Raw genomic sequence first — 17,811 nt, forward strand, 5'->3', positions numbered from 1 at the left:
GCTTCCATTTTTCATTTATATACCGTTCTAAAAATCACTTTCTGACTCTCAATAATCAAAAAAATCACAACCGCCGATTTCACAATTATAAATACTACTTTTGATGCTTTCGAGTTATTGTATTTATGTTGAAAAAATTACTTTTCTGGCTGGCCATCGGTTGTTTTTCTGGACTGCAGGCCCAGGAAACCAATTCATTATACAAAACCAAAAAATTACTTGCTTCTCGCGATACAATCCATCTTGAAAGTGAAGGTATCAATTCTAATTTTTTTGAATTGCTTGACGCCAATGGCAAATCGATTGACACTTCATTTTATAAGATAAACTTTCAAAAAGCCACCTTATTTCTTAACGAAAATTATCTAACTCCTTCTGATTCCTTAACGATTAATTATCTCAAACTACCTGAAATTCTGACTAGGGAATACCGCATTTACGATCCAAGTCGAGTGGTAAGTAACGAAGCCGCTTCAGGAAAATTATATAAAATTGAGCCGGAAGCGGAGAAAAAAAATATTCCTTTTGACGGATTAAATACTTCTGGAAGTATCACCCGTGGAGTAACTATCGGCAACAATCAGAATACTGTTTTAAATTCAAATTTAGATTTACAAATCACCGGAAAACTATCCGAAAAAGTCAGCCTTAGAGCCTCCTTGCAAGACAGCAACATCCCTCTACAAAATGGAGGTTATTCCCAAAAACTAGATCAATTCGACAATGTCTTCATGGAGATATTCAGCGACAAATGGAATATCAGAGCCGGAGATATTTTTCTTGAAAATAAAAAAACACAATTCCTGAATTTTAATAAAAAAGTACAAGGGCTGGCAACCAGTTTCGACTTTGGAACGGAAGACAGTAAAACCAATGTTTTTGCATCGGCGGCACTTGTCAAAGGGCAATATGCCAAAAGTAATTTTACAGGACAAGAAGGCAATCAGGGGCCATATAAACTAAAAGGACAAAATGGTGAATTATATGTTCTTGTTATCTCCGGTTCAGAGCGGGTTTATGTAAATGGAATTTTGTTGAAACGAGGAGAAAATAATGATTACACCATTGATTACAATGCGGGAGAAATCGTATTTACGCCCCTTTTTACTATTACTTCCGAAATGCGAATTGCGATAGAATACCAATATTCGGATAGAAATTACACTCGATTTATTACTTACGTCGGAGCCACTCATGAAAATGAAAAATGGAGTTTTGGCAGTTCTTTATATTCAGAAAATGATTTGAAAAACCAACCTTTACAACAAAATCTCTCTAAGGAACAGGCACAAATATTAGTAAATTCAGGAGACAATACGGATCTGATGGTTGCGCCTTCTGCTTATCCAGACAACTATTCAGAAAACAAAGTGCTCTATAAAAAAACCATTGTCAATACTAAAGAAATCTTCGAATATTCAAATAATCCTCAAGACGAATTATTCAACGTTAGCTTTAGTTTTGTTGGAGCAAATAAAGGAAATTATATTTTGACAAATTCGGGGGTTAATGGTAGGATTTACGAATACATTGAGCCAAACGACTTTCCGCAAGGAAATTATGAACCCGTAATTCAATTAGTAGCACCTACGAAAATCCAAGTCGCCACCTTCATAGGAAAATACAAACCCACAGAAAAAACAGCCGTTGATTTTGAAATAGGAGTTAGTAACAATGACAAGAATTTGTTCTCTGCCATAGATGACAGCAATAATAAAGGTCTTGCAGGAAAAATAAATGCAAAACAACGCTTGTTTTCAAAAAAATGGAACATTGATGCTTTTGCCAATTATCAATTTGTACAGAAAGATTTCAGGTCAGTTGAACGACTTTATACTATTGAATTTGACAGAGATTGGAATCTGGGAACTACCGCAATTGGCAATCAAAGTTTTTTGGTTTCAGGCTTAAATTTTATTTTGAATGAAAAAGAGAATTCTCAAAATAGAGGATTGCTGACCTATCAATTTGAAAAACTGGATTTTTCTAAAAGTTTTTCTGGGAGCAGACACATTCTAAACGGTTTACTACGTTTGAAAAATTGGACAGTACAAAACCAAGGAAGTTTTATGAAAAGTGACGCCTTGGTATCTTCATCCAAATTCCTTAGAAATCAAGCCCAAACTCGGTATCATTATAATAAAAACTGGATTGGAAGCAGTTTGCGATTGGAGGACAATCAAGAAAAAGATAAAACTACCAATCAATTTTCGGCTTTAAGCCAAAGATTTACAGAATATGGCTTTTTCGCAGGTCGTGGAGACAGCACTAAAGTTTTCGTAGAGTTGGGCTATTTAAACCGAAAAAATGACAGTTTGCAGTCCCGAAACATCGGGAGTGTTTTGCAAAGAGTAAATAGCTCACACACTTATTTTTTGAAGTCTAAATTGATTCAAACTAACAAAAGTGATTTGTCAATTTATATAAATTACAGAAAATTGGATTTTGTAGATTCCACTAAAAAAAGAGAGTCTTCCTTGAACTCCAGAATGATATACACCGATCGTTTTTTTAATCAATTAATTCAAACCACAACCGTTTACGAAACCATATCAGGAAGTATTCCTCAACAGGAATTTACTTATCTGGAAGTTCCTGCAGGTCAGGGAGTGTATACTTGGAATGATTATAATGCCAATGGAATTCAGGAATTACAAGAGTTTGAAATCGCACCATTTATAGATCAGGCTAAATATATTAGAATTTTCCTGCCCAATCGAATTTATATAAAAACACATCAAAATAAGTTTTCGCAATCGGTTACACTAAACCCAAATCAATGGCAAAACGAACTTGGATTAAAAAAACTGCTATCCTATTTTTATAACCAAACGGCATTTATAATCGACCGAAAAACAAAAAGCGAAGGCGATAATTTCGAATTAAATCCTTTTAGTTCTTCGGATGAAAATGTCTTAGGATTAAATTCCAGTTTTAGAAATAGTTTGTTTTACAATCGTGGTAAACAAAATCATTCCATCACCTATTCTTATCTGCAAAATCAAACAAAAAATTTATTATCGATAGGTTCTCAAGAAGCCAAAAACAGCTCGCATCAGCTTCAATATACTCATTTATACAAGAAAAGTTGGTTGTTCAATTTTTTTGGAAAAACAATTCAAAGCTCAATTGCATCAGAAAATTTTCTTGAAAAAAATTATGAAGTAAATGGATATCAGTTAGCTCCAAAAATCAGCTATTTATTTTCTAAAAACACCAGTTGCGATTTATTTTATGAATTGCAAAACAAGGAAAACCAAATTGGAAATTTAGAAACATTATTACAAAATCGCTTAGGAACTTCCTTTTCTTATGCCAGCGATAAAAAATTTACCATGAATGGCGAAATATCTTTTTATCAAAATAAATTTATTGGAAATGAGTTTTCGTCCGTAGGTTTTCAAATGTTGGAAGGACTTCAAACCGGCCAAAACTTGACTTGGAGATTTCTTCTTCAGAAAAACTTGACACAATTCTTAGACATAAATTTAAACTACCAAGGCCGAAAAAGCGAATCCAGTCAAACTATTCACACTGGAAGTATCCAGTTAAGAGCTTACTTTTAGATACTTAACTTAATTATTCAGAATAAAATTACTAAATTTATTAATAATTAGACTCCATAATTCTAACTTTAAAAACTAACGTCATGAAAAAATTATTGTTGTTATTTTTTGTAATTATTTTATCCGGAAACTTTTACGGACAAGAAACTGCCGCTGAAAAGAAAAAAGCTAAAGCCAAAATAGAGCAAGCAGCGAAAGACAAAGCGGAAGCGAAAGCTAAAACTGCAAAAGCAGAAAGTAAAGCTAAAGAAGCAAAAGAGAAAATTGCGAAAGCAAAAAGCGACTTGAAAGCTAAAGATAAAGCGGAAGCAAAAGACAAAACTGCCACAGCAGAAAGTCAAGCTAAAGAGGCCAAAAAGAAAGTTGCTGAAGCGAAAAGTGACGTAAAAGCAAATGCAAAAGAAGAGAAGCAAAAGGTTGCTAAAGCAAAAAGCAACGTGAAAACTATGGCTACAGAAAGTAAAGACAAAGCAGCGAAAGCAAAAAGCGATTCAAAAGCAAAAGCTGCAGAGGTCAATGAAAAAGCTATTAAAACGCAAAAGAAGGCGGAGAAAATTAAAAAAGAAACTACCACTGCCAAAACTAAAAAACCTGCAGCAAAACTTAAAGAAACTAATGAAAAAGCTCCGAAAGTACCAGATAGAGTTACCGGAGAATATAACGGCAAAAAAGTGTATACGGGTCCACGAGGAGGAAAATACTACATCAATTCAAACGGTAACAAAACCTATATCCAGGAATAAATTTACCTCAAAAACCAAAAAAAGAGACTGTCAAAAAAATGGCAGTCTCTTTTTATTTAGAACCTAAAAAGAACCAAAATAAATAGATAACTTAATAGTTTGGTAATGATTTACAAATATAAATAATCCGCTAGTTTATGTATCTTTCCCAATAAAACAAACAGATACATCTACCAATGGATTTGAATTCATACAGCAAGACTATTTTGATTGCTCCATTAAATTGGGGCTTGGGACATGCTACACGATGTATTCCAATTATAAAGGCTTTACAGGATAATAACTATATTCCCATAATTGCTTCTGATGGTATTGCACTTGAAATTTTGCGAAAAGAATTCCCTTATTTACGATTCCTCGAATTACCGTCTTACCAAATAGAATATGCCAAAAACGGCAAAAATTTTAAATGGAAATTATTTAAAAATTGCCCGAAAATGATGGAAGCAATTTGGAAAGAGAAAAAATTAGTCAAAGAATGGATTAAGAAATATGATATTGATGGTATTATATCGGATAACCGACTAGGAGTTTTTAGCAAAAAAATACCTTCTGTGTTTATTACGCATCAGTTGAATGTGATGACAGGAAATACCACTTGGTTAACAAGCAAATTACATCAATATATTATAAAAAAATATACTACATGCTGGGTTCCAGACTTAGAAGAAACATCAAATTTGACAGGCAAGTTAGGCCATCTAGAGAGAAACAATCTAAATCTTAAATACATTGGTCCTTTAAGCCGTTTGCACAAAAAAGAAACGAAAAAAAAATATGATTTAATGATCATTCTTTCCGGACCCGAACCGCAAAGAGGACTGCTGGAAGAAAAGTTAAAAAAAGAAATTTTACGATATCAAGGAAAAATTATTTTTATAAAAGGCATTGTTGAAAAAGTTCAGAAAAATGAGGAAATAGAAAATGTTACGTATTTCAATTTCATGAATACACGTCAACTCGAACAAATTTTTAACGAAAGTGATCTGGTATTATGCAGATCTGGATATACCACAATTATGGACTTGGCAAAACTGGGTAAAAAAGCTTTTTTTATTCCTACTCCGGGGCAATATGAACAGGAATATTTAGCAAAAAAACTACAAGAAGAAGGATTTGTTCCTTATGCGGAACAAGATGATTTTAAAATAGAAAATTTACTTGAAATCGAACATTATAAAGGGCTTCCGCAAATGGAAACAGAATTGGATTGGAAATCATTATTTCAGATTTTCGAAGAGAAATAATGGCGTTTAACATCACTCGGTGTTTACTCCATTTTGTACTGAATAAAAAAACACACTAATACTACTTCTTCGAAGGTATATTTAGTGTGTTTTTTCTATTAAACATCGTTAGGCTGAAACGACTAACTATCGGATTTCTTATCACCAAATTTTTCGTGTTTGATAATTTTGGCATTAATCATAAAATAAACGTATTCAGCAATATTAGTACAATGCTCAGAAATACGCTCTAAATGTTTTAATACAATAACAAGATTTGTCCCTGAAACAACCGCTTTTGAATTAACCTTCATTTCATTGATGATATTGTGAATCGCATCATCACACTCATTTTTTATAGTATTGTTTAAAATAAAGATCTCTCCAATACAGTTTTCACTACGAGTCAGGAAACATTCATTGGTTTTTATGGTAACAATCTCTACTTGTCTGGCAAGATCTGCAATGTTAAACTTAACGATCAGGTCGTGTTTGTCTTTAATATTTTTGGATTTTTTTATAATGCTAATCGCCAAATCTCCTATGCGTTCTATCTCGTTACTAATTTGCATCGCCGACATAATAAAGCGTAAATCAGAAGCAACAGGCTGTTGTAAAGCAAAAATGCTTTGACAAATTTCATCGATTTTTACATCAAGTTTGTCAATTTTATTTTCTGTTTTTCTTACTTCTTTCCCTTCTGATACAGGTTCTGAAAGTAATGCTTTTACAGATTCTCCTACTTGATTTTCCGCTAAAACACCAATCTTTTCGATTATATTTTTAAGTTTTTCTAATTCTATTTCAAAGTGTGACGCCATGTTTTTTCTCAATTTAAGTATTAAAAGATTAAAGAATTTAAAGATTTAGAAATTTCCAACTAAGGCCTTTTAGGCCTTTAAATCTTTCAATTTTACAATTTTTAAATTATTTTTTATCCAAATCTACCTGTAATGTAATCTTCGGTTTGTTTTTGCTCAGGTTTTGTAAATATAGCATTAGTTTTACCCATTTCTATCAACTCTCCCAGATAAAAGAATGCGGTATAATCACTTGTTCTTGCCGCTTGTTGCATGTTGTGTGTAACAATAATTATAGTGTACTGCTCTTTTAATTCATGAACTAATTCCTCTATTTTTGATGTAGATATAGGATCCAACGCACTTGCAGGTTCATCCATCAGAATAATATCCGGGCTTACCGCCAATGTTCTTGCAATACACAAACGTTGTTGCTGTCCACCAGAAAGTCCCATTGCTGAATCGTCCAGTCTGTCTTTTACCTCATCCCAGATCGCTGCTTGTCGCAATGAAGTTTCTACGATTTCGTTTAACTGTGCTTTGTCTTTTATCCCATTGATTTTTGGACCGTAAGCGATGTTCTCATAAATAGATTTTGGAAATGGATTTGATTTTTGAAAAACCATTCCTATTTTTTTTCTAATATTGACAACATCAACATCCTTATTATAAATATCAACGCCTTCCACAAGCATATTTCCTGTAATTTTCACATCAGGAATAAGATCGTTCATTCTATTGATACATCTTAAAAAAGTCGATTTACCACAACCGGAAGGGCCAATTAAAGCGGTTACTTTATTAGCAGGAATCAGCATCGAAATTTCCTTTAATGCTTTTTTTTCGCCATAGTATAATGATAAATCATTAACCTGTATTTTTATATCTTTCATGTGTATTTATGTTATATCTAAAGTATAATTTATTAGTCAGATTTCAAATTATTTTGCTCTTCTTCTAATTCTGGATCTAATAATTACGGCTACTAAGTTTAATGATAAGGTAAGGATTAACAATACTAAAGTTGTAGCAAACTGAATAGGCATTGTTTTTTCAACATCGGAAGATTGAGTTGACATGATATAAATATGGTACCCCAAATTCATAAACTGATCACTCAAAGACTCCGGCAAAGTAGCTAAATAATAAGCCGCTCCGGTAAATAAAATAGGCGCTACTTCACCGGCACCTCTACTCACCGCCAGAATGGTCCCGGTCATGATTCCCGAAATGGATCCCGGAAGCACAACGTTTTTAATGGTTTGCCATTTTGTTGCCCCCAAAGCTAAACTAGCCTCACGCAACTCCCGAGGAATTGTTTTTAGTGCTTCTTCAACAGAAACAATAATTACAGGAAGTGTCAATAATGCCATCGTAAGACTTGCCCAAAGAATATTGGGTTGCCCCCAATGCAATTGTCCTGCATTAAAAGTTTTATCTATTCCTCCACCAACAAATTGAATAAAAAATCCAAGTCCAAATAAACCAAAAATAATCGAAGGCACAACGGCTAATGTTCGAATAGAGAATCGAACTGCAGCTGCAATTTTTGAATTTTCTTTAGCGTATTCCGTTAAATAAATAGCGGTAATAGTTCCAAAAGGAACCGCTGCGATTGACATGACAATAACCAATATAAAAGTACCAATTAAAGCAGGAAATATTCCTCCTTCGGTCATTCCATTTGTTGGAAATGAACTGATAAATTCCCATGAAAATTTTCCACGCCCTTCATAAATAATAATACCTAAAATAATAAAAAGAACGGTTATAATCAAAAGAACTGCAACTTGAGTAATCCCAATAATAAATTTTCCTTTTACATCTACACCCTTTTTTTTGTTTAAAAAAAACCGGTTTTCTGTTTCGTTAATAGCTGTATTCATGATTTATTTACCTTGAAATTTTTTGATTAATTTACCTTTTACATAAAATTCTGCAACGGCATTTAATGCAAATGAAAAGATGAAAAGCAATGATCCTATGAAAAATAAGACACTGTAATGGGTTTCTCCAAAAACTGTCTCTGCCATTTCTGAACCAATTGTTGCTGCAAAAGTACGTACACTCTCAAAAGGATTTGCTGACAATAGTGCTGCATTTCCAGTTGCCATAAGAACAATCATCGTTTCTCCAAAAACCCGACCAATTCCTAAAAGTAAAGCGGCAAAAATTCCTGGTGTAGCTGCAGGCAAAATGACAAAAAAAGCAGTTTGCCACTTACTTGCTCCCAGCGCTAAACTTGCTTCCGTATATGTTTTTGGCACTGCTGAAAGCGCATCTTCTGAAATGGTATAAATGATAGGAATTGCAGCCAGAGCCATAGCAACTCCACCAATAAAAGCATTTAATCTTGATTCATATCCAAATATATCTTGAAAGAAGGTAGCCAAAACCATTAATGCAAAAAAACCAATAACTACTGACGGGAACGCAGCCAGCATTTCAATGATAGGCTTGATAATCTCTTTGGTTCTTTTTGACGCAAAACAAGAGGTATAGATTGCCGCTAATATTGCAATAGGCCCAGCGATAAGCATAGCGATTATGGTCACTTTTAAAGTTCCTATCAACAAAGCTAACAAACCAAATCTTGGGTTTTCAGAAACTGGCACCCATTCTGTAGTTAAAAAAGTATTCCATGTTTTATCAGCACCTTCATTATTACTTCCTACTACTTCTTTCATTTCATCTGAAGAGTCTGTAATGATTGGTTCTGCTATTACATCGCCATATGTTTCGGGTTTTAAATCCTCATTAGTGACAGGCTCTGAACCATAAGTCTCCGGTTTCAAGTCTTCATTAGTGACAGGCTCTGAACCGTATGTTTCCGGTTTTAAATCTTCTGTTGGTTCCGCTCCATAAGATTCTGGTTTAGAATCTGAATTAGGAGTAGCTTCCATTTCCGTTTTTGCTTTTTCGGTTGAACCAAAATTAAAAATTGGCAGTGTTTCTTTAAAAACAAATACAAAAATAAGAACAATTATAGCTATCGATAAAAAAGCAATCGATGAGATTATTTTTTCTGCTAGAAATTCAGAAAGTCTAAATTGTTTTTTTAGACTTTCTTTAGTGAAGTTCTGCTTGTTAGGAAATTCGGAATTCATTTATTTTATTTAAGAATTCATAAGTTATGTATTGAAAATCTCTCACATGAAAAATGATGAGTGAGACTAAAAGCTGTATTATTTTAAAGGATAATACCCAACTTCTTCAATTATTTTTTGCCCTTCTGGACTTAATATCCAATCTATAAAAGCTTTAGTTTCTCCAGTTGGTTGTGATTTCAAATACATGTATAAGTATCTTGAAATCGGGTAGGTTTTATCTTTAATAGTTGCAGCTGTTGGCAAAATCCCTTCACTTTTAGCGTCTACTTTAATTTTGCAATCTTTTACGCCTTCAGCATAAGCGGCACCACCATAACCAATACTATATTTATCTTTTTTAACTGCATTTACAATCGCAGCTGTCCCCGGCAAAGTTTGACAGGCAGGAGAAAAATCAGTTTTTACTACATGCTCTTTAAAAAATTCAAAAGTACCTGAACTACTTTCTCTACCGTACAATTGAATTTTTTCATCGTTTCCACCTACTTCTTTCCAATTCGTTATTTTTCCAGAAAAAATACCGCTTAATTGGTCTATTGTAAGTTCCGCAACTGGGTTTTCTTTATTTAAAAAAACGGACAAACCATCTTTGGCGCAAGCAATTTCCAACCCACTTGATTGATATTTTTCTTTTAATTGATCTATTTCAGATGGTTTCATAGGACGACTTGCATTTGCAATATCCGTTGAACCATTGATTAGTGCTGCAATACCAACACCAGAACCCCCTCCAGTCACCTGAATTGTCGTTTTTGGATTTTTTTTCATAAATGCCTCAGCCCATTTCTGGGATAAAATCACCATGGTATCTGAACCTTTTACGGTTATCTTTTTCGATTCGTTAGATGTACATCCTATTGCCATTACAACTAATAAGATTGCTGCTATTGTAAATTTACTTGTTTTCATAATAATAAAATTAATAGGGTGACTACTAAACTACATTCTTCTTTAAATACAAAAGTATCCCTTACCGGCAAACCAGTAAGGGATACTAAAAATATGCTTATTTTACAGGAAAATATCCTACTGTTACAATCATTTTTTGACCTTCAGAACTTAAGATCCAATCTATAAAAGCTTTAGTTTCACCTGTTGGCTTAGATTTCAAATACATATACAAGTATCTTGAAATTGGATACGTTTTATTTTTTATGGTTGCAGCTGTTGGCAAATACCCTTTGCTTTTAGCGTCTTTCTTCACTTTACAATCTTTCACACCTTCGGCATAAGCAGCTCCACCATAACCAATACTATATTTGTCTTTTTTTACTGCATTGACAATAGCTGCGGTTCCAGGTAAGGTTTGAGTAGTAGGCGAAAAATCTGTTTTTACTACATGCTCTTTGAAAAATTCAAAAGTACCTGAACTACTTTCTCTTCCATACAATTGTATTTTGGCATCCGCACCACCTACTTGTTTCCAGTTTGTAATCTTTCCAGAGAAAATATCTCCTAACTGTTGTATTGTAAGCTCCGAAACCGTGTTCCCTTTATTAAGAAAAACAGATAAACCGTCTTTTGCACATGGAATTTCAATAGCATTTTTTTTATATTTTTCCTTAATTTTTGCTAATTCAGACGGTTTTATAGGACGACTTGAATTTGCGACATCAGTAGAACCATTGATTAATGCTGCAAGACCCACTCCTGATCCACCACCAGTTACTTGAATTGTTGTTCCTGGATGTTTTTTCATATATGCTTCAGCCCATTGTTGGGACAAAATCACCATCGTGTCCGAACCTTTAATTGTTATTTTACTTAAAGCAGTAAACGAATATCCAATAGCCATTATAACTAATAAGATTGCTGCAATTTTTAATTTTGTTGTTTTCATTTTTTTAATTTAAATACTATATTTTTATTTTTTTTATTAAAAGTTGAACTGCGCTTGTAATCTCAATAAATTCCCTCTTTGTCTGTTATTCGGTAACGCGCTATCTTCAAAAGTTCTATCCGCAATTACCCATTCTGCTACCAACTCAAATGCTTTAAAAGGCTGCCATTCTATACCCAATTCGTAATCTCTTACCACATAGCTTCTGGCGTCTTTCTCAAATTTCTTTCCACCATCATAATATTGGAATTTAGCAAAAGGATAAATATATTGATGTTTAGGTAAATCCCATTTATAATTTAAAGTTACATAACCTCCATCTAAATCAGAAGATTCTACCGTATTAGTCATTTTATCATAGCGTGGTCCTTTACCAATATTATATTCCGCCTGAACTCCAAATGGTTTAGGATAAAGAATAAAAGAAGCTGCAACTCTTTGGTCAATTGTATATAGTTTATCTGGCGTAGTCACTCCAGTAGAAAGTTCATTAGTAAATGCCCATTTTCCAGTATAGGCCTGTAAACCCGGCTCTATAATTTGACCACCAACCTCAAAAGGATAACTTATTCTTGTCACTACATGTAAGTTTCTATTCGCTTCAGACCGGTTGGCTGTTTGACCATTATAAACCCCAAGCGCAAATACACCATAATCACCAGAACCTTTGTATCCATCTTTTACCAGCATCGCAAAACGATCTCTGATTTTACTTGGAGCCCAGTAAAAAAACACTCCTAAATCTCTTTCGTTTACCACTGCACTATTTAAGGCATCATTACGATCTAATGTTAGACGGTTTTGACTGGATTGCAAGTTTTCAAATCCAAAAGGCACTTTACTTTGGCCAATTCTTACACGAAACTCTTTCTTGGCATCAAATGACAAATCAAAATACGCATCTCTAATTTGGGCAAAATTATTCACACCAGATGTCGGAGAACTAGCGAAATCCGGTTGAATATAGAAATATACATTAGGATGAATTTGTCCTGAAAAAATAATACGTGCTCGTCTTATAAAAAGACCATTATTGGATTTTGCATCAACAGCTGTTGAAGTTGTCCCCCAAGATTTGTCACATTGATCGCATGAAACTTTATCATTAGAAGAAAATAATCCGTTGTATCTTACCTGAACGTAACCTCTGATTCCTATATTATCGTACCAATGTTCTTTCTTACCCTTCGTCTTTTCTTCCTCTACCTTTACCTTATTCATCGAGTCTAAAACACGAACCACTTCTTTCGTGATTTCATCTTTCTTTACCTCTTGTGCATTGGCAATACATGACAGAATAAACAAGCCTGCACATAAAATCTTTTTCATCTTTATATGATTTAATTTTTTGCAAAGGTCCTTCCGGTATGTTAAGCCAATGTTAACAAATTATTATATTGTTGATAAATTATCGTTTCGTAAAGGTTTCTAATTCTTATTTGTAAGATTTGTTTATCCTAATTTTCAAATTTTTTAATTTTTTAACTTGTTGATTTTAAGACTTTTACTATATATTTGCTCGAGATCCAATTCTGGTTTCTTTAATCCGGCCTTCTCAATTGTAAAAGAGAATTCAGAACCAATTCCAAACTCACTTTCCACGTATATTTTTTCTTTATGCGCTTCAATAATATGTTTCACAATCGCTAATCCTAATCCTGAACCGCCTTCCGATCGCGATCCACTTTTATTTACCCGGTAAAAACGTTCGAAGAGTCTTGAAATATTTTGTTTTTCAATTCCTTCTCCATTGTCTGTTATTCGGACCAAGACCTTTTTCTTTGTCAAGTTGACGATAGCAACTTCTGTAAGACCGCCATCTTTTCCGTATTTTATGGAGTTTACAATTAAATTCTCCACAACCTGCTGAATCTTATCTTTATCTCCATAGACAAGAGTGGGTTGTATGTGATAATTTTCAAAAGCTAATATGATTTTCTTTTTATCCGCTTTCATTTCCAATAAATCGAAAACGTTTTGTATCAATTCTACAATATCAAATTCAGAAAATTCCAGATTCAAATCACCCGATTCTAATTTTGTGATCATATCTAAATCTTCGACAATATAGATTAATCGCTCCACTCCTTTTTCGGCTCGTTTCAAATATTTTTTGCGAACTGCTTTATCATCCATCGCTCCATCAATAAGTGTCGACAAATAACCTTGTACGGTGAATAAAGGCGTTTTAAGTTCATGGGAAACATTACCCAGAAATTCTCTTCGGTATTCTTCCCGAACCTGTAACATTTCTATTTCCAATTTTTTATCGGTGGCAAACTTCTTAACTTCTCGCGTTAAGGTTTCCATATCGGTAGTGATGGGTTGATTTATAAATGAACTGGATTCCAGTAAGGATACATCATCGTATATTTTTTTTACACGCCTGTAAATGAACCGTTCAACACGATATTGCAAAACCACAAAGGAAAATAAATAAATGACGGCAAGACAAACGAACCCAAACCTCAGTAAATCATTACCTTTCGTGCTAAAGAATAATGACACCATTATCACGGCAAATCCAGAAGCAAAAAGGCTAATGAACAACGCAGACTTTATGGCAAACTTATAGGTTTTTTTAAAATTTATTTTCATCGATTTCACGCCTCGCTTTAGTAGCGATTTGAATTTTTCAATTTGTAATTCTTATAAAAAAGCATGTCTAATTACACTTCAAATTTATACCCGACACCTTTAATAGTTTTGAAAAAATCTTCTCCAATTTTTTCGCGTAATTTTCTAATATGGACGTCAATCGTCCTTCCGCCAACAACAACTTCATTCCCCCAAACTTTGTCCAGTATTTCGTCACGCTTAAATACTTTTCCTGGTTTTGAAGCCAACAAGTAAAACAATTCAAATTCTTTTCTAGGCAAAGCTATTTCGATATTATCCTTTACTATTTTATATTCTTCGCGATTGATTTCGATTCCACCTACGTTAAGGGTTTCGCTATTTTGATCCTGTTCTTTCAAACGTCGCAACAATGCTTTTACTTTACTTACCAACAATTTTGGCTTAATAGGCTTTGTAATATAATCATCGGCACCGGCGTCAAAACCTGCTACTTGAGAATAGTCTTCACTCCTTGCCGTAAGGAATGTAATAATTACATTGTTGAGTTCAGGAATTTTTCTAATATTCTCGCAAGCTTCCATCCCATCCATCTCCGGCATCATTACATCCATGATAATTAGGTCCGGCAATTCCTTTTTGGCTTTTGCGACAGCTTCTCTTCCGTTTGCCGCTGTAACAATTTGATATCCTTCCTGAGCCAAATTATACCCTACAATTTCTAAGATATCCGGTTCATCATCTACTAATAGAATCTTCGTGTTTCTTTTTTTCATAAATAGAAAAATTATGTTAATCTGATGGAATTCACAACTGATAATACTCCGTGTTTTCAATTCCGATTGTAAATATAACAATAAAAGAATCGGATAAAAATCACATTAACCGTAATTTAATATGTTAACGATTTAATAATATTCAAGAAACTAAATGATAATAGTCAAGTAACTTTTACTTTACAAAGCAGCCATTACTTTGCAGAAAAATTAAACACACACAAAATGAAATTTAGAATATTGTTTATAGCATTATTAATAACAGCTATTTCTTTTTCACAGAATAAAGGTACGGTTTCTGGAATCTTAACAGATAAAGATTCAAACAACCAATCATTGCCATTTGCAAACGTACTTATTAAAGGAACAAACATAGGAACTAATACTGATATTGATGGCAAATACACCATAGCGGTTCTACCCGGAGACTATACTGTCCAGTTTAGCTTTGTTGGTTATGAATCAGTTGAAGTTCCTGTAACAGTTACAGCAAATGAAACCGTAACGATAAATCAAGCATTAGGTTCCGGAAGTTACAAACTGGAAGATGTTGTCATCAAAAATACGGCAAGCAGAGAGAAGGAAACGGCTCTTTTATTAGACCAAAAAAACGCAGTTGTCTTCAAACAAAGTATTGGTGCCCAAGAAATGGCTCGCAAAGGAGTTAGTGATGTTGAAGAAGGTTTAACAAAAATTACTGGAATATCTAAAGTAGAATCTAGAGGTTTATTTGTAAGGGGACTTGAGGATAGATACAACAACCTCCTGATAAATGACCTACAAGCGCCTTCAAATAGTCCGTTCACCAAAATAATTCCACTGGATCTTTTCCCAACAGATATCGTAGGAGTTTTAAATGTTTACAAAACTTTTAATCCAAATATTTCTGGAGATTTTGCCGGAGCTACTGTAAACATTGAAACTGTACAATCAAAAAGCATTACTAAAATTAACATTGGTACTGGTTTTACAACTGCAAATAACGGTTCTGATTTTTTAATTCATAGTGATGCAAACAACGGTAAAGGCTTTTTGGGACTGAATGGTCAAGACCGTCAGTTGAGTAATGAATTTGGAAATGTTCCAACCGGAAAAAAATTAACTCCTACGGGATACAATGAAGCTTACAAAAACAATACTTGGAATGTAGATAAAACTTCGAGCCCATTAAATACCAGTATTGGTTTTATACATGCCGAAAAATTTACCTTAAACAATGATGCCAAGTTAAATTATACACTTTCGTTGAATGCAGATAATAAATACATAATCCGTAAGGGTGTAGACCGTACTTTTATTTTAGGAGCTGGAGATTACGATAACAACTTGAAAAAAGAAAGCTATAGCTACCAAACGACAGCTTCTGCTTTAATTGGAATAAATTATAAAGCTAAACGTTTTGACATCGGATTAAACTCCTTTTACCTGCGTTCCACTGACAGCAAGATTCAGGATCAATTAGGATATACAAACAATCAATCAACTAATCCTAACATTTTAATCAGAACAAACCAATTCGATCAATCTGATTATTTGAATACCCAACTTTTAGGAAATGTAAAACTAACTTCGGATGAAAAACATTCGCTTAAAGTAGGTGGCTCTTTTGTAAAAACTGCTTATGAGCAACCGGATCGTAAATTTATTATTGGCGAAAAAATTTCAGAAACTGAAATTAATACTTCTTATGGCGGAAATCATTTGAACAGACAATATTTAGACATCAAAGGGAATTACTATTTCTCCGGTTTATTAGAGTATAATTTTAAGTTTAATGAGAGAGAAAACGGAAAATCCAATCGCATAACTGTAGGATATAATGTTTTCGAAAATGACTTAAGATCTACTTACCGTATTTTCTCAGGATTACGTTCTGTTAACAAAAATTATACAGCACCTTTTAACACTATTGATCAATTTATTGTTGATGATATCAATAATGGAATTATAGCTGTTCGCGAAGAATCAAATGCTGATTATAAAGTGAAATTGAATCAATTAGTTAATGCAGGCTATGTTAACTTATTATATAACATTGGTGACAAATTTGAAATCAATGGAGGAATTAGAGTCGAAAATTCAGACCGACTAATTAATTACAGAAGTATTGGTCAAATTATCAATGGACCATATCAAAAGATTAAAGACCAAAAATTAGATGTATTACCTTCGATTAATGCAAAATATGCTTTAACAGAAAGCAGTAATTTGCGTTTTAATGGTTCTAAAACAATTACCAGACCTGTAACAATGGAATTATTACCTATTCAATATGTGAGTCCAGATGGAAAATCGATATTAGGCAATCCAAATTTAAAAAATAGCGATAATTTCAACTTCGATATGAAGTATGAATTGTTTCCAAAAAACAACGAAATCATTGCGGCAGGGTTATTTGCAAAACAAATCCAAAATCCTATTGAAAGAGTTTTTATTGCTGGAGCAGGCGGCAGTGGACAATTGATGACCTATCAAAATTCTAAAGAAGCTTTTTTATATGGCGCAGAAATTGAATTGCTATTGCAGTTAGAACGTTTATCTCCAGTATTGTCAGATTTCTCTTTTGGAATGAACACTTCATTAATGAAAACCGATGTAAAAGTAAATTTTGGAGGTAGTTCATTAGAGAACAACTCAAGTAGAAAATTACAAGGAGCTTCAGAATGGATCATCAATTCAGATTTGAAATATGATTTTGAATTTAATGAAATTATGAAAAACTCCATTTCATTAGTGTACGGCGTATATGGCCCAAGAATTTTTGCCGTAGGTTCAGCAGGTATGGATAACATATACGAAAAACCATTCCATAAATTAGATTTTGTTTGGTCTAGTAAAATTAGCAAAAATATTGATCTTAAATTTGCCGTTGACAACCTTTTAAATCCTTTGTATAAAATGGAGCTGGGCAAAGAGAATAAATTTATTATAAATGAAAGCTCCCTACTGCTAGAAAGTTTTAAAAGAGGACGAGGGTTATCGCTTAACTTATCATATACTTTTTAAAAAAACAAGGCTGTCAATAATGACAGCCTTGTTTTTTTAGTCACAATAACCCAACATCCTTTACATAAAATTTACTTTAAGTTCAAATTTTAGCAATGGTATTATAATATTAACTTAACCTCCATTACACATTATGCTAGTAAATTTGTCAAAAATACTCACAACAA

The 17,811-nt window shown here is 33.4% G+C and carries 13 protein-coding genes; 4 read left to right on the forward strand and 9 right to left on the reverse strand.

Annotation, left to right across the window (positions count from 1 at the left end):
- Nucleotides 1-125: 125 nt before the first annotated feature.
- The 3 genes from ACFX5E_RS04290 to ACFX5E_RS04300 all read left to right on the forward strand — a co-directional run bounded on the left by ACFX5E_RS04290 (nt 126) and on the right by ACFX5E_RS04300 (nt 5,556).
- Nucleotides 126-3,566, forward strand: a complete 3,441-nt coding sequence (locus ACFX5E_RS04290; protein ID WP_379853937.1) for a hypothetical protein — start codon at nt 126-128, stop codon at nt 3,564-3,566.
- An 83-nt stretch (nt 3,567-3,649) separates the two neighbouring features.
- Nucleotides 3,650-4,309: a hypothetical protein gene (locus tag ACFX5E_RS04295; protein WP_379853938.1), complete on the forward strand. Its 660-nt coding sequence runs from the start codon at nt 3,650-3,652 to the stop codon at nt 4,307-4,309.
- Nucleotides 4,310-4,485: 176 nt separating this feature from the next.
- A complete protein-coding gene (locus ACFX5E_RS04300) occupies nt 4,486-5,556 on the forward strand; it encodes a glycosyltransferase (protein ID WP_379853939.1) in 1,071 nt (356 codons plus the stop codon).
- A gap of 122 nt (nt 5,557-5,678) precedes the next feature.
- Here ACFX5E_RS04300 and phoU read toward each other — a convergent pair whose 3' ends face one another.
- From phoU to ACFX5E_RS04345, 9 genes are all read right to left on the reverse strand, one after another.
- A complete protein-coding gene (phoU, locus tag ACFX5E_RS04305) occupies nt 5,679-6,356 on the reverse strand; it encodes a phosphate signaling complex protein PhoU (protein ID WP_379853940.1) in 678 nt (225 codons plus the stop codon).
- A gap of 113 nt (nt 6,357-6,469) precedes the next feature.
- Nucleotides 6,470-7,228: a phosphate ABC transporter ATP-binding protein PstB gene (gene pstB, locus ACFX5E_RS04310; RefSeq protein WP_379853941.1), complete on the reverse strand. Its 759-nt coding sequence runs from the start codon at nt 7,226-7,228 to the stop codon at nt 6,470-6,472.
- A gap of 48 nt (nt 7,229-7,276) precedes the next feature.
- Complete coding sequence (gene pstA / locus ACFX5E_RS04315) at nt 7,277-8,221, reverse strand: phosphate ABC transporter permease PstA (RefSeq protein ID WP_379853942.1); 945 nt, start codon at nt 8,219-8,221, stop codon at nt 7,277-7,279.
- A 3-nt stretch (nt 8,222-8,224) separates the two neighbouring features.
- On the reverse strand, nt 8,225-9,442 hold the full coding sequence (gene pstC / locus ACFX5E_RS04320) for a phosphate ABC transporter permease subunit PstC (RefSeq protein ID WP_379853943.1): 1,218 nt from the start codon (nt 9,440-9,442) through the stop codon (nt 8,225-8,227).
- A gap of 78 nt (nt 9,443-9,520) precedes the next feature.
- A complete protein-coding gene (locus ACFX5E_RS04325) occupies nt 9,521-10,354 on the reverse strand; it encodes a phosphate ABC transporter substrate-binding protein (protein WP_379853944.1) in 834 nt (277 codons plus the stop codon).
- 97 nt (nt 10,355-10,451) lie between these two features.
- The gene (locus ACFX5E_RS04330) at nt 10,452-11,285 is read right to left on the reverse strand and encodes a PstS family phosphate ABC transporter substrate-binding protein (RefSeq protein WP_379853945.1); all 834 of its coding nucleotides are present in this window, start codon (nt 11,283-11,285) and stop codon (nt 10,452-10,454) included.
- A gap of 36 nt (nt 11,286-11,321) precedes the next feature.
- Nucleotides 11,322-12,614, reverse strand: a complete 1,293-nt coding sequence (locus tag ACFX5E_RS04335; RefSeq protein ID WP_379853947.1) for a porin — start codon at nt 12,612-12,614, stop codon at nt 11,322-11,324.
- 144 nt (nt 12,615-12,758) lie between these two features.
- Nucleotides 12,759-13,883 (reverse strand): sensor histidine kinase, encoded by a 1,125-nt coding sequence (locus ACFX5E_RS04340; RefSeq protein WP_379853948.1) that lies wholly within the window; start codon nt 13,881-13,883, stop codon nt 12,759-12,761.
- 71 nt (nt 13,884-13,954) lie between these two features.
- The gene (locus ACFX5E_RS04345; protein ID WP_379853949.1) at nt 13,955-14,638 is read right to left on the reverse strand and encodes a response regulator transcription factor; all 684 of its coding nucleotides are present in this window, start codon (nt 14,636-14,638) and stop codon (nt 13,955-13,957) included.
- 225 nt (nt 14,639-14,863) lie between these two features.
- Here ACFX5E_RS04345 and ACFX5E_RS04350 point away from each other — a divergent pair, with 225 nt between their 5' ends.
- Complete coding sequence (locus ACFX5E_RS04350; RefSeq protein WP_379853950.1) at nt 14,864-17,644, forward strand: TonB-dependent receptor; 2,781 nt, start codon at nt 14,864-14,866, stop codon at nt 17,642-17,644.
- Nucleotides 17,645-17,811 lie beyond the last annotated feature (167 nt).

This window comes from Flavobacterium xylosi, assembly GCF_042787345.1.
In the GTDB taxonomy this organism is placed as follows: domain Bacteria; phylum Bacteroidota; class Bacteroidia; order Flavobacteriales; family Flavobacteriaceae; genus Flavobacterium; species Flavobacterium xylosi.